Origin of the sequence: Neobacillus sp. PS3-34, from assembly GCF_030915465.1 — a bacterium.
Classification (GTDB): Bacteria; Bacillota; Bacilli; order Bacillales; family Cytobacillaceae; genus Neobacillus_A.
Map to the genome: position 1 here is coordinate 3,354,212 of NZ_CP133267.1, position 20,597 is coordinate 3,374,808.

Annotated in this window: 12 protein-coding genes, 6 pseudogenes and 1 other annotated feature; of the genes and pseudogenes, 10 read left to right on the top strand and 8 right to left on the bottom strand. The window is 41.3% G+C overall.

Annotated elements, in window-relative coordinates:
• Positions 1 to 662: 662 nt before the first annotated feature.
• Together RCG23_RS26025 and murC are read left to right on the top strand one after the other, a co-directional pair.
• Positions 663 to 2,066 (top strand): annotated as a pseudogene (locus RCG23_RS26025) (DNA translocase FtsK); the annotation flags it as partial.
• 372 nt (positions 2,067 to 2,438) lie between these two features.
• Positions 2,439 to 3,740: a UDP-N-acetylmuramate--L-alanine ligase gene (gene murC, locus RCG23_RS17410; protein WP_308176720.1), complete on the top strand. Its 1,302-nt coding sequence runs from the start codon at positions 2,439 to 2,441 to the stop codon at positions 3,738 to 3,740.
• A 38-nt stretch (positions 3,741 to 3,778) separates the two neighbouring features.
• Here murC and RCG23_RS17415 read toward each other — a convergent pair whose 3' ends face one another.
• A complete protein-coding gene (locus tag RCG23_RS17415; RefSeq protein ID WP_308176721.1) occupies positions 3,779 to 4,894 on the bottom strand; it encodes an aminopeptidase in 1,116 nt (371 codons plus the stop codon).
• 215 nt (positions 4,895 to 5,109) lie between these two features.
• Here RCG23_RS17415 and RCG23_RS17420 point away from each other — a divergent pair, with 215 nt between their 5' ends.
• From RCG23_RS17420 to ytxJ, 3 genes are all read left to right on the top strand, one after another.
• Positions 5,110 to 5,592 carry a DUF948 domain-containing protein gene (locus tag RCG23_RS17420; protein ID WP_308176722.1) on the top strand — a complete coding sequence of 161 codons (483 nt, stop codon included), beginning with the start codon at positions 5,110 to 5,112 and terminating at the stop codon, positions 5,590 to 5,592.
• 18 nt (positions 5,593 to 5,610) lie between these two features.
• On the top strand, positions 5,611 to 6,129 hold the full coding sequence (locus tag RCG23_RS17425; RefSeq protein ID WP_308176723.1) for a YtxH domain-containing protein: 519 nt from the start codon (positions 5,611 to 5,613) through the stop codon (positions 6,127 to 6,129).
• Positions 6,130 to 6,430: 301 nt separating this feature from the next.
• On the top strand, positions 6,431 to 6,763 hold the full coding sequence (gene ytxJ / locus RCG23_RS17430; RefSeq protein WP_308176724.1) for a bacillithiol system redox-active protein YtxJ: 333 nt from the start codon (positions 6,431 to 6,433) through the stop codon (positions 6,761 to 6,763).
• Between the two features lie 41 nt (positions 6,764 to 6,804).
• Here the strand turns inward: ytxJ and RCG23_RS17435 are convergent.
• Positions 6,805 to 8,964 (bottom strand): annotated as a pseudogene (locus RCG23_RS17435) (cell division protein FtsA).
• Positions 8,965 to 9,235: 271 nt separating this feature from the next.
• On the opposite strand from RCG23_RS17435, the gene RCG23_RS17440 reads away from it, so the two are divergent.
• Both RCG23_RS17440 and ccpA read left to right on the top strand, forming a co-directional pair.
• Entirely contained in the window at positions 9,236 to 10,312 is a 1,077-nt protein-coding gene (locus tag RCG23_RS17440) for a bifunctional 3-deoxy-7-phosphoheptulonate synthase/chorismate mutase (protein ID WP_308176725.1), read from the top strand.
• Positions 10,313 to 10,573: 261 nt separating this feature from the next.
• A pseudogene (gene ccpA / locus RCG23_RS17445) lies at positions 10,574 to 11,526 on the top strand (catabolite control protein A).
• A gap of 63 nt (positions 11,527 to 11,589) precedes the next feature.
• Here ccpA and RCG23_RS17450 read toward each other — a convergent pair.
• From RCG23_RS17450 to RCG23_RS17460, 3 genes and pseudogenes are all read right to left on the bottom strand, one after another.
• Complete coding sequence (locus tag RCG23_RS17450; RefSeq protein ID WP_308176726.1) at positions 11,590 to 12,762, bottom strand: acetoin utilization protein AcuC; 1,173 nt, start codon at positions 12,760 to 12,762, stop codon at positions 11,590 to 11,592.
• Positions 12,759 to 13,405 (bottom strand): annotated as a pseudogene (locus RCG23_RS17455) (acetoin utilization AcuB family protein). Before RCG23_RS17455 ends, RCG23_RS17450 begins: the two are co-directional and overlap by 4 nt.
• Positions 13,406 to 13,426: 21 nt before the next feature.
• Positions 13,427 to 14,059 carry a GNAT family N-acetyltransferase gene (locus RCG23_RS17460; protein WP_308176727.1) on the bottom strand — a complete coding sequence of 211 codons (633 nt, stop codon included), beginning with the start codon at positions 14,057 to 14,059 and terminating at the stop codon, positions 13,427 to 13,429.
• Positions 14,060 to 14,273: 214 nt separating this feature from the next.
• Between RCG23_RS17460 and acsA the strand changes: the two are divergent.
• Positions 14,274 to 15,990, top strand: a pseudogene (gene acsA, locus RCG23_RS17465) (acetate--CoA ligase).
• A 59-nt stretch (positions 15,991 to 16,049) separates the two neighbouring features.
• On the opposite strand, the gene RCG23_RS17470 reads toward acsA, so the two are convergent.
• The 3 genes from RCG23_RS17470 to RCG23_RS17480 all read right to left on the bottom strand — a co-directional run bounded on the left by RCG23_RS17470 (position 16,050) and on the right by RCG23_RS17480 (position 18,786).
• The gene (locus RCG23_RS17470) at positions 16,050 to 16,559 is read right to left on the bottom strand and encodes a hypothetical protein (protein ID WP_308176728.1); all 510 of its coding nucleotides are present in this window, start codon (positions 16,557 to 16,559) and stop codon (positions 16,050 to 16,052) included.
• Between the two features lie 167 nt (positions 16,560 to 16,726).
• Positions 16,727 to 18,148, bottom strand: a complete 1,422-nt coding sequence (locus RCG23_RS17475) for a transglycosylase domain-containing protein (protein WP_308180094.1) — start codon at positions 18,146 to 18,148, stop codon at positions 16,727 to 16,729.
• A complete protein-coding gene (locus RCG23_RS17480) occupies positions 18,055 to 18,786 on the bottom strand; it encodes a transglycosylase domain-containing protein (RefSeq protein WP_308176729.1) in 732 nt (243 codons plus the stop codon). The genes RCG23_RS17475 and RCG23_RS17480 overlap by 94 nt, the downstream gene beginning before the upstream one ends.
• Before the next feature lie 147 nt (positions 18,787 to 18,933).
• Positions 18,934 to 19,149 (top strand) — a binding site (T-box leader).
• Positions 19,150 to 19,196: 47 nt separating this feature from the next.
• On the opposite strand from RCG23_RS17480, the pseudogene tyrS reads away from it, so the two are divergent.
• Together tyrS and RCG23_RS17490 are read left to right on the top strand one after the other, a co-directional pair.
• Positions 19,197 to 20,120: pseudogene (tyrS, locus tag RCG23_RS17485) on the top strand (tyrosine--tRNA ligase).
• Positions 20,104 to 20,445, top strand: a complete 342-nt coding sequence (locus RCG23_RS17490) for a S4 domain-containing protein (protein WP_308176730.1) — start codon at positions 20,104 to 20,106, stop codon at positions 20,443 to 20,445. Before tyrS ends, RCG23_RS17490 begins: the two are co-directional and overlap by 17 nt.
• Positions 20,446 to 20,597: the final 152 nt, after the last annotated feature.

A 20,597-nucleotide genomic window follows, 5' to 3' on the forward strand; every position in this document is an offset into this window, starting at 1 on the left:
CTCCGGTAGTGGAAAAGGCAGAAATTATCGAACCAGCTCCGGTAATGGAAAAGGCAGAAATCATCGAACCAGCTCCGGTAGTGGAAAAGGCAGAAATTATCGAACCAGACCCAGTAATGGAAAAGGCAGAAATCATCGAACCAGCTCCGGTAGTGGAAAAGGCAGAAATTATCGAACCAGCTCCGGTAATGGAAAAGGCAGAAATCATCGAACCAGCTCCGGTAGTGGAAGTAGCAGAAACTATTATCGAACCAGCTCCGGTAGTAGAAGTGGGAGAAACCATTGAACCAGGACTAATGGAAATGGAAGAGGTCATGGAAACACAGCCTGTAATGTCTGCTGAACCAGCCGTTCTTCCTGAAATGGATGGAGCTGGTGAAGTACTCGCTTCAGAGCATGAATATAAGGAGCCTGAAAAGGACGATAGCATTAAACAAACGGAGGGCAGAAGAACTCACTTGCCGTTTAATGTTATGATGTTAAAACAGGATAAGCGGAAATTCGAAGAGAGAAGCAGATTCAAGACTTTGGAGGTAGCACCCCAAGCCATTGCTAAAGAAGTTCCACTTATCCAAGCAGAAAAAAATATTCCATTGAACGAAGAACATGTTTCGATAAGCATGGACTATGATCCCGAACTTGCCAGGTATCAAATTCCCGAATTTCATTTGCTAAAGCCTCCTGTTTCTAATGCAATAGATACGGATTGGCTTTCGAACCAAGAGGAGATGTTAAATCAAACTCTTCAGAATTTCAATGTGGGGGCAAAGGTTGTAAACGTCACCCAAGGCCCTTCAGTTACCCGATTTGAAGTTCAGCCGGAGCCTGGAGTGAAAGTGAATAAGATTACCAATTTAACGGACGATATTAAATTAAGTCTTGCTGCTAAAGATATAAGGATAGAAGCTCCCATCCCCGGAAAACATACAATCGGGATTGAAGTGCCTAACCAAAGTTCACGGCCTGTATTAATCAGCGAAATTATTGAGTCGTCTGTTTTTAAAGAAAGTACTTCTCCATTGACGGCAGTTCTAGGATTGGATATCTCGGGTAAGCCGATTGTGACAGACTTGAAGAAGATGCCGCATGGTCTTATTGCCGGTGCAACTGGATCGGGAAAAAGCGTATGTATTAATACGATTCTTGTAAGTCTGCTTTATAAAGCAAGTCCGGACGAATTAAAATTATTGCTGATTGATCCAAAAATGGTGGAATTGGCACCCTATAATCGGATTCCCCATCTTGTCAGCCCGGTAATTACCGATGTTAAAGCTGCAACAGCGGCATTAAAATGGGCAGTGGAAGAGATGGAACGCCGATACGAGTTATTTGCACATACCGGTGTCAGGGATATCAATCGGTTTAATGAGTTGGCCACTGAGCATAAACGACATTCCCAAAAATTGCCGTTCATTGTTATCATCATTGATGAACTCGCTGATTTGATGATGATGTCGCCTGCTGATGTGGAGGAAGCGATCTGCAGGATTGCCCAGAAGGCAAGGGCATGCGGAATCCATCTGATTATCGCCACCCAAAGGCCGTCAGTGGATGTCATTACAGGTTTGATAAAAGCCAATGTTCCTACTCGGATTGCTTTTTCAGTCTCTTCCCAAATTGACTCGAGAACGATCATTGACATTAGCGGGGCTGAAAAACTGCTAGGGCGCGGGGATATGCTATTTTTAGAAAATGGTTCCTCTAAACCGGTCCGTCTGCAAGGCACTTTTGTGTCGGATGAAGAAATTGACTCTGTTGTAGCCCATGCGAGGGACCAGCAGGCACCAAACTATTTATTCGAGCAAGAGGAATTACTTAAAAAGGCGCAGGTTACAGAGGAAGAAGACGAATTATTTTTCGAGGCTTGTGAATTTGTCGTTGATCAAGGTGGGGCATCCACTTCAAGCCTGCAGCGCAGGTTTAAAATTGGTTACAATCGCGCAGCACGGCTAATGGACCTGATGGAGAAACAGGGATTTATATCAAGTGCCCGCGGAAGCAAACCACGTGAGGTCCTGATAACTGAGTCAGATCTTGAGTCCATTTATGAAGCAAGCAGCCTTTAGTTTAGGTGAAAGGTTTCATGGCAGCAATTTTTAAAGTGATCCAATTAAAAATGGTATTTTTTATCAACAAGAACAAATAATACAAATAATAGATTAATGCTATCCATATTGAACCTGCCGCCAGTCTTTCTCCCATAAGGCTTCAACAAAGCTGCTAGCGGAAAAAAGTCTGATGGCAGGTTTTAAAAACCTGAAATAGGGAATATGTTTATTTGCGCAGATTTCCCCCGTTTCAAATCATTATGTTATAATGTTTTAATATGTTAAAGCTTTTTCATACACAATGAGTTCTATGAACTCACGTACAATTAGCAATTATAAATAGATGTCATATACTGTTTTACATATAGACGTTGGTTGGAGGTTCTTTATATGACTATTCACCATTTCGTAGGTATAAAGGGGTCGGGAATGAGTGCACTGGCACAAATTCTGCACGATATGAAGTTTGAGGTGCAGGGCTCCGATGTTGAAAAGCGATTTTTTACACAAATAGCTCTTGAACAATCAGGAATAAAAATTCTTCCTTTTCAAAAGGAAAATATTCAGCCGGGTATGACAATTATTGCAGGTAATGCCTATCCCGATACGCATGAGGAAATACAGGAGGCAATGAAGCTAGGTCTTCCGATTGTACGCTATCATCGTTTCCTCGGAGACTTCATGCAAAATTTCACAAGTGTCGCTGTTACAGGCGCCCATGGAAAAACCTCTACGACTGGCTTGCTTGCTCATGTAATGAAAGGGGCTAAGCCAACTTCCTTTTTAATCGGTGACGGTACTGGTAAAGGTGAAGAGGGATCTGAATACTTCGTTTTTGAAGCTTGCGAATATAGAAGGCACTTTTTATCGTATTTTCCGGATTATACAATCATGACGAATATCGATTTTGATCATCCTGATTATTTTGCCAATATTGAAGATGTGTGCTCGGCTTTCCAGGAGATGGCACTTCAAGTAAAGAAAGGTATTTTTGCCTGCGGAGATGATGAGCAGTTGCAAAAAATCCAGGCAAAAGTTCCAGTGCTTTTTTACGGATTTGGCGAGGAGAATGATTATCAAGCCAAAAATCTTGTTACATCATCTGAAGGAACGACCTTTGATGTGTTTATAAGAAACACCTTGTTCGAAACGTTCTCCATTCCTACATTTGGGAACCATAACGTTTTAAATTCATTAGCGGTAATTGCTTTATGCCATTACGAGGAATTGGATGTAGAAATAGTTAAGGAACAGCTTAAAACATTCCAGGGTGTTAAAAGAAGGTTCTCGGAAAAAAACATGGGTTCACAGATTCTTATTGACGACTATGCCCATCATCCAACTGAAATTAAGGCTACAATCGATGCGGCAAGGCAGAAGTATCCTGATAAAGAAATCGTAGCTGTTTTTCAGCCGCATACATTTACACGTACCCAAACATTTTTGGAAGACTTTGCAGATAGCCTGAATTTAGCAGACAAAGTGTATCTTTGTGAAATTTTTGGTTCAGCAAGGGAGAATCATGGCAAACTTTCCATAAAGGATCTTCAGGAAAGGGTAGAACGTTCTGAAATCTTGTCTGAAGAAAATACCTCAATGCTTCAGCAACATGACAATAGTGTCATTGTTTTTATGGGAGCAGGAGATATACAGAAGTTTCAGGAAGCATACGAGAAGCAATTAACGGTATAAGGAAAAGGGATGTCCAAAAGCGGACATCCCTTTTTAAATTATTTTAAGTTTTCCGGATTCAATACTTCCAGCTCAGGAATGACGAATCGACCGTCTTTTCGGATTAAAACATCGTCAAAATAGATTTCTCCGCCGCCGTATTCAGGGCGCTGGATATTGACCATATCCCAGTGAATGTTTGAATGGTTGCCGTTGAAGGCATCATCATAGCATTGCCCTGGAGTAAAGTGGAAGCTTCCGTCTATTTTCTCATCGAATAAGATATCCTGCATTGGATTAAGAATGTAAGGATTTACCCCTATCGCAAACTCTCCAACAAAGCGTGCGCCTTCATCAGTATCAAAGATTTTATTGATTCGTTCGCTGTCATTCGATTCAGCTTCAACAATTTTCCCGTCTCTAAAAGTAAGTTTTACATTCTCAAAGGTAAAGCCCTGATATGGAGATGGAGTGTTGTAAGTGATTACGCCATTGACAGAGTCACGTACTGGGGCAGAATAAACCTCTCCATCAGGAATGTTAAGCCTTCCTGCACATTTGATCGCAGGGATGTCTTTGATAGAAAAAGAAAGGTCCGTACCAGGACCAGTAATTCTGACCTTGTCTGTCCGGTTCATTAATTCAACAAGGCTGTCCATTGCTTTATCCATTTTTCCATAATCGAGATTGCATACATTGAAGTAGAAGTCTTCGAAGGCTTCCGTACTCATTTTAGCTAATTGAGCCATTGAAGAATTCGGGTAACGAAGAACGACCCACTTCGTTTTTGGTACACGAATATCGCGATGCACCTTTTTGCCAACCGTACCGCCATAAATTTTCATTTTGTCAGCTGGTACATCTGCATGCTCATTAATGTTATCACCGGAGCGAAGTCCTATGTATGCATCCATTTTGCTCATGACAGCCGCTTCAAAATCGGCAATCATATTAAATTGCTCTTCCTGTGCACCCATTAACATCGAGCGGTCAACCTGCTGGTCTTTTAATAGGACAAACGGATAGCCTCCTGCTGCATATGCTTCCTTTACAAGAGCAGTAACCAGTTCACGCTGCAGGCCGAAATTTTCTATAAGCACTTTTTCGCCTTTTTGGAGCTGAACTGAGTAATTAATTAAATTTCTTGCCAATGTTTCAATACGTGGATCTTTCATTTTATAACGCCTCCAACACATTTAGTAGAGATACATTAATATTGTAACCGAATTCATCACTGTTGTTGATAATTATTCCTTCATAAAGAAATTTTTCAATAGCCTTGCAGGAAAGCGTGACTATTTTCTTGAAATAGTATATAAAAAGATGGCCCGGTTTATTTTAAAGCGGGTTGGGTAATAGATAACTGTAGATAAATATGGAGGTGCAGGGAATGAAAATTATTTTGTACTTGAGCGTAGCCCTTATAGCGGTCGCTTTTTTTGTACTTGTCATTTACTTATCAAAAACATTGAAATCACTTCAAAAGACGCTTGAAAGTGTTTCGAAAACCTTGGTTGGGCTGGAGGGCCAGCTGGATGGAGTGACAAGGGAAACAACAGTGCTGTTACATAAGACCAACACACTGGCAGACGATATCCAAAGAAAATCGGAAAGCTTAAATACTGTAGTGGATGCAGTAAAAGATGTAGGAAAAGCAGTCAATAAATTTAATCATTCTATACAGAATATTACCAACACTGTGGATAGGCAGATTGAACAAAATAAAGAAAAAATTTCACAAGTTATGCAGTGGAGTAATGTTTTCCTAGAATTAAAGGATAAGTGGAAATCTAAAAAGGAAAAGACTTACACGGTCCCTGAACACGAATTGATGGCCAGAGAAAGCCAGCGGGAAAGAGTAAGGTCACGATAGATTAAGAGGAGGATTAATATGGCAGGCAGAGAGTATGAAACTAGAGAAACCAATCAAATAAAAAATGAAGGAAGTCCCGGCTCTAAGGAATTCTTTATGGGAGCATTGTTCGGAGGCATCGTAGGAGCTGCTGTTGCATTATTTTTGGCTCCCAAATCTGGTAAGGATATGAGGGATACAATTAATCAGCAGGCAATCCTGGTGAAAGATAAAACAGCTCCAGTACTGGAAAATGTAGTGAATAAGAGTACTAATATCGTATCAATGACGAAAGAGAAATCGGCATCATTGACTCAGGCGGTAACAGAGCAAACAGCCGGACTTGTCAATAAAGCTAAAAGCCTCACGGGTACCATCGGAAACGAAGGTGAAAAGCAAGAGACAACAACATATATCCCAATTAATGGTTCAACTGCTCAAACTAGCAAGCCAAAATCATTTGATGATTTAACACTTGCTGATGAAACCGATGTAAAGCAAAAGCTGGAAGAAGCAAAAAAAGCTTTTGATGAAGAGGAAAGCAAGATTAATAATTAAGTTTTAATACTGAATATTTGTCTTAAAAACGGTGAAATGATACAGTGGAACTACAAGAAGTGGGGATTATTATCCCCGCTTTTATTATCGTCTTGGAAATTATAAAATTAAATGAAGTGGATAACTTCTACTAAGTTGTAATAATCTAGCTCCAGCGCCCAGCCCCTCGGGGTCATAAGCCAAATCACTCCAGAAATCAGGATTTCCTGCGTGATTCGTCTTATGCCTGTCGGGGCTAACCAGGACGCTTGCGCCTTTTGTTTTTCCAGGATTTTCATTTCACTAAAATAGGAGAGATACCATGCTTGAGAAGATAAACTCAATTGAAGAATTTGATGAGCTATTAAGCAATAAAAAGAACCTTATTGTTTTGAAACATAGTTCAACCTGCCCAATCAGCCATGCTGCATATGAGGAGTATCAGAAGTTTGCATCCGAAAGCCAGAAGGTCCCTGCTTATTTTTTAGTAGTGCAGGATTCCCGGTCACTATCAAACCATATTGCCGAGAAGTTTGAAATTAAACACGAATCTCCGCAAGCCATTTTGTTTGCAGGGGAGAAACCGGTTTGGAATGCTTCACACTGGAAAATTAACACTCGTGCCTTGAAGGACGCTGTAAGCATTAACGAATAAAAAAACGGACGCACGGGTTTTAGCCCATGCGTCCGTTTTTTTTATTTAATTTCTTCCAGATGAGGCCAAACAATTTTCAGTTCGTCCCCTGGTGCCAGCTGGTCATAAAAGGTTGTCTGATTATCATTTTTTAACAGCATGAAATGGCCATTTGCTTTCTCGGGCAATTCTATGTCTACATATTTAAATAAATCCTGAAAGATAAAAGGAGATGTTTCTTTTTCAATTACTTCAATCTCATCCCCATCAATCAAAAAGTCATCTTCTGTAAGAGCCTGGCCGTTTCTTATTACTTCTGCAATCGTTTTGGAAAGCTGAACCTTTTCTCCATTAAAAAAGATTGGCATGGTTTCGGTCACTTTAATATTTTGGAAAGCTGCCAAGTCCTTTACGGAAAGTCGGCACTTTTCTGTTAGTTGGATTTCATCCTGATCCCTGAATGCATCCTGTTCCTTAGCTTCCTTCCCATTCAAAAACAGCTTTCCGGCAAGGGAGGGGATGCTTATTTCTTTCCGATTTAGTGAGAGGCGGAAGCTTTTTAATTGCTCCAGCAATTTCCCTTTTTGAAGAGCCTCAAACAGATCACTGATTGATTCAGGATTTTTAATTTGCAGCTCATCCCTATCTCTGACCATATTCTCAGCCGTTGCCTTCACTCCATTACATAGAATTAATGGAGAAACTTCGTAATTTATCCCATTAAGCGAAACTTTTTTGACAGGCAGATGGTCTATTAAATCCTTGATTCGCAGTTCGGTTTGTTCGCCATCTGCCCCTTTTGTAACTTCAAGATGATCCCCATTTTTAACGGACTCATCCAATGAACTGCTTTCTCCATTTTTTAAAATAAGTGGAGAGGAACCTAATTTTCCGGGTATGGTGATGACTTTTCCATTTAGAGAAACGATTTTCGCGCAAGCCAGGCTTCCCGAACAGTTTGTTCATTTTTATTCCGGCAGCCAGCAGGCAATCGCCTATTGTCAGCTGTTTTATTTCAAATAATCTGAGCGGCTGTCCGTTCACATAGACAGTTACATATTGAACAGGGGTATTATGGGCCGCAACGGCAATGCCAATTGGCGTGACTAATTCAGGCCCTTATGAATATGGCTGGCAACTGTTAAACCGGAAATGGCATCAATTCCTCTGACGGCTACGCGATTTGCAGGGAGCTGCAGGCGATTTGCAACTCTCAGTGGTAAATCAGGGGTCAGGCTGCCTCCTCCGACAAGCATAACGGCTTTCGGGGATTTTTGATTATTTAAAAGCAGAATCTCATTGCAAATTGCTTCTGCCAGCTGGTCAAGTGAACCAGAAATTTGTTGAATCACTTCCTTTTTTTCCACTTCGGTTTCAAATCCAAGAATATCAGATATCAAAACAGTTTCATTTGTGTGTAATTCCCGCTTTGCTTTTTCAGCAAGGGGAAAATCAAGCAGGTATTGGTCACTGATTGCTTCTGTAATCTCGTCGCCGGCGACAGGCACCATACCATAAGCAATAATCGTTCCCTGATCGGTAATTGCGATGTCTGAAGTACCAGCTCCAATATCAACGAGTGCTACATTTAGCCTGCGCATGGAAGGGGGAATCAGCACGTTTATGGCTGCAATCGGCTCCAATGTTAAAGCGTCCATTTCAAGTCCTGAACGATGGAGGGCGGAAATTAGTGATTCTACAACCACCTTTGGCAAAAAGGTAGCAATAATTTCGACAGATGCTTCTGCACCTGTCTGGTCAATCAAGCTTCCGATTTCCTGGCCATCAAGGCGGTAATAAAGGACAGAATAACCGACACAATAATAATGTGAGTTATCGGTGATTTGTTTTTGGGCAGCGATAGCCTGAGCACTTTGAACGGCGCTCAGCTCCAGATGGAGGATATCTTGTTTGGTCAGCATGGGCTTGCCGTTAATATCGACGACTGTCTCAGCACGTTCGGTTCTCAGGGATCTGCCTGCGGCAGCAACACAGACTCTATTAAGCGGGCCATAATCTTTTTCTAGCTCTTCCTTTATTTCACTGATTACTTTTGAGACGGCTAAAATATCATGGATCTGTCCATCAAGCATAGCGCGTTCTGTATGTTCTTTCGAAAGAATATCTACGACATGAAATGACTCATCTTGTTTTTCAAGAATAATTCCCACAACAGAACGAGTTCCGATATCGAGTGCGAAAATCCTGTTTTTTCCATCCAACCTATTCACCTTCTTATAAATGAAGACATATATTGCTTTAGTACTTAAAAGCGTTTAATTAATAAAGAAAAATGATGACAAAGAAATTTGTTTCCTATATAATAAATCCTAATTATATTGCAAATCGTAACATATTTTCTCCGACCATTAAAGAAGATTCAGAACTCTTCAGAAAAAGCCCTTTTTTAGCTTTTTTATTAATGTGGGGTAGAATGGTTAAATGCTATTTAACCTTTTACAAGGTTTTAAAATAGAAAGGACGGGACGAATAATGGGCAATAATGGATTAGATCAACTACGAACACGTGTCGACGAACTCAATTTGGAACTATTAAGGTTAATTAACGAAAGAGCTCAAATCGTCCAAGAAATTGGACGGGTGAAGGAAGGCCAGGGAGAAAACCGATATGATCCTGTCCGCGAACGAAAAATGCTTGATAAGATTAAAGAGAATAATAACGGACCTTTTGAAAATAAAACCATTGACCATATTTTTAAGGAAATTTTTAAAGCGGGTATGGATCTTCAAAAAGATGACCATAGCAACGCATTGCTGGTTTCGAGAAAGAAAAAGCCTGAAAATACGATTGTTGAATTGAAGGGTCAAAAGATTGGCGATGGACAGGCGCATTTTGTTTTTGGACCATGCTCTGTAGAATCGTATGAACAGGTAGCATCAGTAGCAATGAACATGAAAGCAAAGGGCTTAAAGCTTCTTCGAGGCGGTGCTTTCAAACCTAGAACCTCTCCTTATGATTTCCAGGGGCTCGGAGTGGAAGGGCTTAAAATACTTAAACGGATTGCAGACGAATATGATATGGCTGTCATCAGTGAAATTGTCAATCCTGCCGATATAGAAATAGCTGTGGACTATCTTGACGTAATCCAGATTGGCGCCCGTAACATGCAAAACTTTGAACTTTTAAAAGCAGCTGGCGCAGTTAACAAACCGGTTCTTCTTAAACGAGGAATTGCTGCTACAATTGAAGAATTCATCAATGCTGCAGAATATATAATGTCCCAAGGAAACGGCCAGATTATCCTATGTGAGCGAGGAATAAGGACGTATGAACGGGCTACAAGAAACACGCTAGATATTACAGCAGTACCGATTTTAAAACAAGAAACGCATCTGCCAGTCTTTGTTGATGTTACACATTCAACTGGAAGACGGGATCTGCTTCTTCCTGCGGCAAAAGCGGCGCTTGCGATCGGCGCAGATGGAGTTATGGCGGAAGTCCATCCGGATCCTGCTGTAGCACTTTCTGACTCGGCACAACAAATGGATCTTAAGCAATTTGATCACTTTTACCAAGAACTTTCTTCTTCCCGTTTTGCGAGAATCTGATTCAAATGCTAAAAGCCTTCTGCATTAGAACAGCAGAAGGCTTCTTTTATTTTAAATAAATGAACTTGTTTATTGCGGCAAAGCGCTGCTTATCGTATCATTAAAGACAGATTATAGATTGTTTACTATCTCACAATCATAAAGTGTATGACTAGGTTCTGCTTAGTTGTTATAAAATAAAGATAATAATGTCCCGCTTTAAAAGGAGTGTTGAACGTGAATATAACAATATACGATGTTGCGCGCGAAGCAAACGTATCGATGGCAACGGTTTCACGTGTGGTTAACGGGAATCCGAATGTTAAACCGGCTACACGGAAAAAAGTGTTAGAAGTAATTGAAAGATTAGGCTACCGTCCAAATGCGGTGGCAAGAGGATTGGCAAGCAAAAAGACTACAACTGTCGGTGTAATCATACCGGATATATCCAGTATCTTTTTTGCGGAGCTTGCCCGAGGAATTGAAGATATTGCCACAATGTATAAGTATAATATTATTTTGAGCAATTCTGACCAGAACAAAGAAAAAGAACTGCACCTGTTAAATACGATGCTAGGGAAACAAGTGGACGGAATCGTATTTATGGGAGGAAACATCTCCGCAGATCATGTGGAGGAGTTTGGAAAGTCTCCTGTTCCGATTGTCCTCGCAGGCTCAATTGAAGAATCCGGTAAAGTACCTTCTGTCAATATTGACTATGAACAGGCAGTATATGATTCTGTAAAGGAATTCATTGATAGGGCCATAAACATATCGCATTTGTTGTATGCCCGCTTCACGAACCTAAAAACTCTGAGAAAAAGCTTCATGGATACAAACGGGCGTTGCAGGAAGCTGGTATCCCTTATAATGAGGAACTAGTTGTAGAAGGAGATTATACTTACGATTCCGGCCTGGAAGCCTTTGACCGCCTTCTTGAAGTGGGTGACAAGCCGACAGCCATATTAGTTGGAGCTGATGAAATGGCTTTGGGCATCGTTCACGGTGCACAGGATAAAGGCTATAGCATACCGGAAGATTTCGAAGTCATCTGTTCGGACAATACGAGGCTTTCTCTCATGGTCCGTCCGCAACTGACAACAATTGTACAGCCTTTATATGATATTGGAGCAGTTGCAATGCGCTTGCTAACCAAGCTAATGAATAAAGAACAAGTAGAAGAACAAACTGTTGTTCTTCCACACAGGATTGAATACCGTCAGTCAACGAAATAAAAAATCAAATTTTAAAAACCAGGCAGCTACTGCCTGGTTTTTTGTGTTCAAATACAGAAGTCCTTACATAGACTCTGTTTTTGTATGACTTCGAATAGGATAAAGTGCTTTTTCTAACGTCCTCATGTTCTTTTCAGATATTTCATCTTTTCGGGGGATAGGTTCATACATGTCTTCCGGATCATCCCACATTTTTGGAAGCGTAACAGGAGCTTCTTTTTGCCAGAAATCAATCCACTCTGCAGGCAAACTTCCATAACAATTAGAGTTTTCAGTCATTTCAAGCCATATTAACGCCCAGGCTCTTGGAACTACCCTCCATATGTCATAGCCGCCACCGCCGACTGCAATCCATTTTCCATTACAATACTGGTGGGCGATTTCGTGAGCGATCTTTGGAATTTCCCGATAAATCTTCATTGTTGCAGACAAATGTGTTAGCGGATCATAATAATGTGAGTCGGCACCGTTTTGAGTCAGGATGATATCAGGTTTGAAAAATTCAGCTACTTCCTTTAAAGCGCTAGAGTAGGCAAAAAGCAAGGATTCATCCTCTGTAAAGGCGTCTACTGGGATGTTAAAGGAAAAACCATAACCTTTTCCTTGGCCTCTCTCATTAACATTGCCGGTTCCAGGAAATAAATATCTTCCCGTTTCATGTATGGAAAGAGTGCAAACGTTTGGATCATCATAAAAAGACCACTGCACACCGTCACCATGATGGGCATCAGTATCAACATATAGTACCCGTGCATTATACTTTTTCTGCAAATACTGGATGGCAACCGAGCTGTCGTTATAAATGCAAAACCCGGATGCCTTACCGCGGAAGCCATGATGCAAACCACCGCCGAGATGGAGGGCATGATCTGCCTGCCCGGACATAACCTGGTCAACTGCTGTCAATGTTCCGCCTACAAGCAGTGCGCTTGCTTCATGCATTCCTGGAAATACAGGGGTATCTTCCGTTCCTAACCCAAAATTTTCAGCTTTTTCTTTCTCAAGTTGGTTTAAACCAGCCAATTTGACTGCATTCACATAATCCGGATCGTGAATCATGCAAAGCTCTTCCTCAGTAGCCATTCGGGGTGGAACAATTAAGCTATCATTTATTGCGTGCATTTTCTTTAATAAATCTAAAGTCAACTTGAGCCGGAATTGATTAAAAGGATGATGGCTGTTGAATTTATATTTCAACAGCTCTTCTGAATAAATAAAAACACTTTTATCTGTCATAAAGGGAGCCCCGGCAGTTTTGGCCATAATACATTGTGGCCAGCCTCCTTAAGGTCCTTAATAAGCCGACAGGGTTCATTGTATGCACCCTTATCACAAGTATTTTATATCCTTCATCCTTTTTATCCGGATAAACGAGCACGCTTTGGATATTTGCTTTACGGTTTCGGATGACCGTTGCAATTTCGCAAAGCATGCCAGCTTTATTCCGAACCTTTACTTCAATTTGAGAACCTGGCTGATTGGCTCCTGTAAGTTCAACGAGTGTGCGGAGCAAATCTGTTTCGGTCACAATTCCGGCAAGTTTCTGGTCCTTTATGATTGGAAGGCAGCTAATATGGTGTTCATAGAATATTGCTGCAACCTCTTCCACGAAATCAAGAGGATGGCCCGTTATAATGTCTTTTTTCATAATTTTTTCTAATGGCTGCTCCAAATCATCAGTATGCTCCTCAGCATGAAAAATAGATGGAGCGGCATCTCTTAAGTCCCTGTCTGTTACAAGACCGACTAAATGCTGTTCTGAATCAATAATCGGGAGGTGGCGGATTTTATTTTTATCCATAAGCAGCAGTGCATCTGCAATCGAATGTGATGGACTGAGTGTAGCCACAGTAGTTTTCATAATTTCTTCTACTATCATCAGAAAGCCCCCTCTGAAAATTTAGTACATGAAGCGGTTCATAAACCGAAGGCGGTCAAATTTTTGTACAGATTCACTATCAATTCTTTTTCCGATTTTGGCCATAAGACAGTTGGCGGGATGTGAACAAATTTCCGGATCATCTGTTGCATACAATTCCAGTCCACCTGCATTCATCATTTTCTCCATTATTTTTCGGTACTCCCACACATTCAAGCCGGTTCCTTTTAAGTCCCAGTGCCAATAATATTCGGTTGTGATAGTGATATAGTTTTCCATAGCATCATCCATCATGGAAACCCTTAAGAGGTTTTTGCCAACTGAGCATCCTCTAAACTGTGGAATGACTTCGATGGCTCCCAATTCTATTAAATTATCCATTTTCCCTTCCGACCAGCGTTCAAGAGGATCGGGATATAAGTAAGTCACATAACCGACAATGGTATCTCGGTTTCGTGCAATAATAATTCTTCCTTCAGGAAGCCCGGCGATTCCAATCAGTGCTTTATGTTGCTGGACTGGAGTCCGAAATGCAACAAGGTCTTCATGGAAATCATAGCCTGCTAGTTTTTCAGGTGTCACAGGCCCTTCTATAATCAAGCTCCCGTGCGGAGTCTTAAGTTCTTTTGCGTTGTAGGTTCTTTTATGTTCCATTCAGTCACCACCTAAAATGATGTATCAAATAATTAATTCTATTATACATAAATTCTTGTAATTTAAAGCGCTTTCACATAATTTTCTGGTAAATTTAAAAAACTTTTAGTGAATTTTTACTCAAAATAATTATGTAAGCAGAAATATTTTTAAAATTGAGAATAAATATTATTTATACTATAATAATATCATATACGGCAAAGGGGGAGTAACGATGAAAGTGGAAGCGCTGCCAGTTATGCAGGGGGAGCATAATTTAGGCAATTATGAAGAAATGTACAAGCAATTTGATTGGAAAGAATCAGAAAAGAATTTCTCCTGGAATGAAACCGGCCTTGTCAACTTGGCATATGAAGCGATTGACCGGCATGCAGTCTCCTTTAGAAAAAATAAAGTTGCTCTGTACTATCGTGACCAGGCTAGAGACGAAAAATATACTTTTAAGGAAATGAAGGATCTATCCAATAAAGCAGGAAATGTCCTTAAAACTTATGGAGATGTAGAAAAAGGGGACCGTGTCTTTGTTTTTATGCCTCGGTCACCGGAGCTTTATTTCGCTGTACTGGGTGCAATAAAGCTTGGAGCCATTGTAGGTCCTTTATTTGAGGCCTTTATGGAAGGTGCAGTAAGAGACAGGCTGCAGGACAGTGAAGCGAAAGTGCTGATAACAACACCAGAATTGCTTGAACGTGTTCCTGTTTCTGAGCTTCCTTCATTAATGCACATCTTCCTTGTGGGCGATGGCGTGACTGAGGAAGGCCTTTGCTGGACTTTAAGAAGAAATTCAAGGAAGCCAGCAAAGAGCTAAGAATTGAATGGGTTGATAAAACGGATGGATTAATCCTCCATTATACTTCTGGATCAACTGGAAAGCCGAAAGGTGTCTTGCATGTCCATAATGCCATGGTTCAGCATTATCAGACCGCCAAGTGGGTGCTTGATTTAAAAGAGGAAGATGTTTATTGGTGCACAGCAGACCCAGGCTGGGTAACAGGAACCTCTTATGGAATCTTTGGTCCGTGGCTTGCAGGAGCATCTAACGTGATTGTCGGGGGACGCTTCAGCCCCGAAAACTGGTATAAAATGATTGAAGAATTTGGTGTAACAGTTTGGTACAGCGCACCGACTGCTTTCAGGATGCTGATGGGGGCAGGGGACGAAATCGTGAAAAAATTTGATTTAAGCAGCCTCCGACATATTTTAAGCGTCGGCGAGCCTTTAAATCCAGAAGTAGTAAAATGGGGAGTAAAGGTATTTAACCTGAGAATTCATGATACATGGTGGATGACGGAAACAGGAGCACAGCTGATTTGTAATTATCCTGCCATGGTAATAAAGCCGGGGTCAATGGGCAAGCCAATTCCAGGCGTTCAGGCAGCCATTGTGGATGACCAGGGAAATGAGCTTCCTCCATACAGGATGGGTAACCTTGCTATAAAAAAAGGCTGGCCTTCCATGATGCATACCATCTGGAACAATCCTCAAAAATATGAATCCTATTTCATGCCAGGCGATTGGTATGTTTCGGGGGATTCTGCTTATATGGATGAGGAAGGCTACTTCTGGTTCCAAGGCGGGTTGATGATGTCATCATGACATCAGGCGAACGTGTCGGTCCATTTGAAGTGGAGAGCAAGCTGGTTGAGCATCCGGCTGTAGCGGAAGCTGGGGTTATTGGGAAGCCTGACCCTGTCCGCGGAGAAATTATTAAAGCCTTTGTTGCATTAAGAGATGGCTTCGAGGCATCTGATGATTTGAAGGAAGAAATCCGACAGTTTGTCAAAAAAGGATTAGCCGCTCATGCAGCTCCGAGGGAAATCGAATTCCGTGAAAAGCTTCCGAAAACCCGAAGCGGTAAAATTATGAGACGCGTCCTTAAAGCATGGGAATTGGATCTCCCAACCGGAGACCTATCGACCATGGAAGACTAATTGATATACCTAAAAAATAAGAAACCGCCCCGGATGTCCCCGGAGGCGGTTTTGTGCATTTATTGTAAGACCATTACCAAGTTAGATGCAGCTGACTCATTACCTGAAATATCCACAGCTGTAATATAGTAAATTCCAGGACTTCCAGTATAAGACAAGCCCTTTCCTGCTGGGATGCTTGCCACCTCTGTCGTAGTGACGCCTGTTTGATATACCCTGTATCCAATAATGTCGTTCTCTTCAACCCGAGGCCATGTCATGGTGCTGCCGAAAAGCTGCAAAACTGGAGCTGATGGTACTTCCCCATTTTCGGGCATCTTGGCATCAGGTACCATAATATTTGCCCATCGCTCCTTATGAGGAATTAACTGGCTTGTTTCCTTGAAATTTTTGCCGACTAATTGGCTTACAAAATCAGGGTTTAACATGAGGCCGTTTCGGGCAAAATCATCTGGTGTCGAACTTGAGGCAAGGTAATTTCGATCCCCTACCCTGACAAACCTTCCATTAATCAGGCTGTCATCCGTTTTTGAAGGCACGAACTTAGCATTATAAATATCGGTTTCCACTAGGCCGCTTTGTGCATACCTCGGAAGCGAGCAATCCAGACACTGCGCAGTAGGAGCGTGTAACGATACCCCCTGGCATTTTGAAACTTTCACTCGGTGCAATCAGATCAGGATTTTTATCATAGGCAGCATTTATTAGATTGGCCCATAAATAGTTTGTCCGCTGGCTATAGGTTAAGCTGCCAAGGCACCTTTAAAGATTTCGGTGTATCGTAGCCTGTCCAAATTCCGAACGTTACGTTTGGATTGGTTGCGACAAACCAGGAATCATGGAAGTCAACTCCGGTTCCTGTTTTACCTGCCCAATCCGATCTGAATTTCAGTTTATTTTTAATGCCGGCTGCTGTTCCCATATTAATGACATCGCGCATCATATCCAGTGTTAGATATGAAGTTTGCGGTGTGAATACATCTACAGGTTTAACTTTATGCTCGTAAATGACCTTTCCGTTTTTATCCACTATTTTATCAATTAAATAGGCATCAATGAATTTCCCATCATTTGCGAACGTACTGAAGGCGTTTGTGTTTTCTTCAATTGTTACTCCGTTTTTTAATGATCCAATCGCCGTAGCCAGGTTTGTATAATCTTCATCCACAAGCGAAGTGAAGCCCATCTTCTCAAGATATTTCGCAGGACGTTTTGCGACGATATCCTTGTAGAGCTTAACGGCAGGTACGTTATATGATTTGGCAAGAGCATAGCGAGCAGAAACTAGACCGCTATAGCGTTTGTCATAATCCATAGGCCAAGGTCGGTTAAGGCTGGGGGACAGCCTAAGCGCTACATCGGGAAGAACAGTTCCGGGTGCTGCTTTTCCTAATTCAAAGGCAGGTGCGTAAACAAGCAGCGGCTTCATGGTGGACCCGTTTTGACGGATGGCGCTTGTAGCGTGGTTCAACTGCTGTCTCTTATAATCGCGGCCGCCAACAAAACTAATAATTTTTCCCGTTTTATTTTCTATCAACATAGCCCCAACCTCAACGGGCTCCATAACTGTTTTTAATTCGCCTGTTTCCGTATCCTTTACCTGCTCTGGCTTATCAGGCTCATAAGAAGGAAAGGAGTCCTTTGCCTTCTGCATGGCATCATAAATATCCTTATTGATGGTGGTATGGATTTCATAACCTTTTTGCCTCAAATCGTGGCTAGCCAATGTAAGGTATTTATTATAAAGATTTTGGTCCTTTTTTAAATCCTTTAATTTATATCCATCCTTTTTTGCCTGGATTTCTGTCAGAATTTTAATAGACCGTTTTTCAATTTCAAAAGTAAGCCATGGATATTTTTCAAGCGGATTGTCTCTTGAAGGGACAAAATCCTTCGTAATATCGTAGGCGGATGCTTTGATATATTGAGCCTGGCTGATATAACCAGCTTCACGCATTCTCTGTAAAACAGTTTTCATTCTTGCCAGCCCTGGCTCTAGGTGCTGCTTGATATGTCCATCGCGCGTAAAAGGAGTATAGCCAAATGGACTTTGAGGCAATCCCGCTATAAACGCTGACTGTGCGAGGTTAAGGTCGCTGGCATTTTTTCCGAAAATTCCTTTTGCTGCCGCCTGTACACCGGCAATGTTCCGCCTGATGAATTTCGTCCAAAGGTTGCTACATTTAAATAGGCTTCAAGGATTTCTTTTTTATTGAAAAATCTCTCAAGCCTTAATGCCAAAAGAATTTCCTTTGCTTTTCGCTGGAAAGAAACTTCATTTGTTAAAATTTGATTCTTTATTAGCTGCTGGGTTAAAGTACTTCCTCCAGACTGAATGGGGGAATTCGTAACCTCTTGATAAACTGCGCGTAAAATGGCCTTTGGAACAACGCCATTATGCTGGTAAAAATACCGGTCTTCTGTGGCGACAACCGCATTTACAAGATTATCTGAGACTTGATCAAGCTTTACTTCGTCCCGCTCAAGGTCGGAACGGAGCTTGCCGAGATATACCTGGTCGGCAAAGTAAAGATCGGAGGTCTCGGTATAGTTGTAAATGTCTTTTTTCATGCTGCTGTATGAACGGACAGGCTCGTCTTTTACGAGTGATGCCAAAAATCCAGCCCCTGCTCCAGCAGCAAATGACCCTCCCAAAATAGCAATAATCAAAATAACCAGGAAGAGATTCCAAATAACTCTGTATGTATTATGTGCACTTTTAATAGCTGTTCTGCCTGTGTTTTGCCGAGTTATGGATTTTATTTTAGCTCTACACGATTGCTCGTTTTCTTTCATTCGTATCAAACCCCCTAAAATCACATTTATTATAGCATAATGAAATAATAAAAAAGAAAGTTCCCTTTATTTTCTAAAAACTGCATGCACCATTTGACAGCTGACTAAATTATATGGTAAAAAGAGCTATAGTTTAAAAATTTGATACGATAGGCTGAGAAGGGAATCAGTAATTCTTCTATCCCTGTTTTAGAGAGCCGGCGGCTGGTGTAAGCCGGTACATATAGAAGAATGAATTACGTCTCTGAGCTTTCGCCATGAATCATATTTAGTAATGGTGAACGGAAAAAAACCGTTAATTTTTTGAGTTGGAGGAAGAAATTCCTCAAGCTGGGTGGTACCGCGCGTTTTTGCGTCCCTGCATTTTTTGCAGGGGCGTTTTTATTTTTTCTTAATATGGAGGGATTATGATGGAATTATTAGAGGATTTAAAATGGAGAGGGATAGTTTACCAGCAGACAGATGAGGAAGGCATTAAAGAAACATTGGATAAAGAGAAAATTTCTTTATATTGCGGTGTCGATCCGACAGCCGACAGCATGCATATCGGACACTTGCTTCCGTTCCTGACATTAAGACGTTTTCAAAACCATCGCCACCGCCCAATTGTTTTGGTTGGTGGAGCAACGGGATTAATCGGAGATCCAAGCGGCAAAAGTGAAGAGAGAAAGCTGCAAACGCTTGAAACAGTTCAGCATAATGTAAAGGCATGCAAATGCAGCTTGAGAAATTTTTAATTTTGGCGGGGAAAACGGTGCTGTTATGGTGAATAACTATGATTGGCAGGATCAATGGATATCGTTACTTTCTTGCGTGATTACGGAAAACATGTAGGTGTCAATTACATGCTTGCAAAAGACACGATTTCTTCAAGACTTGAAACTGGTATTTCTTTTACAGAATTCACTTACACCATTCTCCAGGCAATGGACTTTAAGCTTTTATATGAGCACCATAACTGCAGGATGCAAATTGGGGGAAGCGACCAGTGGGGCAATATTACCTCAGGGCTTGAACTGATCCGCAAAATGCTGCCGGAAGGTCCAAAGGCTTTTGGTTTAACAATTCCGCTTGTGACAAAGGCGGATGGAACTAAGTTTGGAAAATCAGAAAGCGGTTCTGTATGGCTGGATCCTGAAAAAACATCTCCATATGAATTTTACCAATTCTGGATTAACACAGCGGATGCCGATGTAATCAAATACTTGAAATTCTTTACATTCCTTTCTCACGAAGAAATTGAAGCTCTAGAAACCTCCGTCAAAGAAGAAGCGCATTTAAGAAAAGCCCAAAAGCCTGGCGGAAGAGATCACGCGTATGATTCACGGAGATGAAGCTTTACAGCAAGCCATCAAGATTACGGCTGCTCTGTTTAGTGGAGAAGTCAAAAATTTGACTGCAGGGGAAATCAAGCAGGGGTTCAAGGATGTTCCTTCTTTTGATGCTGCAGGTGAAACCAATTTGGTCGAGCTGCTTGTCGCTTCAAAAATCTGCCCATCCAAACGCCAGGCCAGAGAAGATGTAACGAACGGAGCCGTTTCCATTAATGGGGAGCGTGTAACCGACATAGAGTATACTTTATCTGAGGCTGATCGGATTGAAGCTCAATTTACCATTATCCGCAGGGGCAAGAAAAAGTACTTCTTAATTAAATATTAATAGCTGTACATTTTGTTAAAGCTTAATAATGAAACGACTTTAAAAATGGCGTATGGATTAGCATACGTCATTTTTTTATCGTCTAGGAAATTATAAAATTAAATGATGTGAATAACTTCTACAAGTTGTATTAATCTAGCTCCACAAGGAAA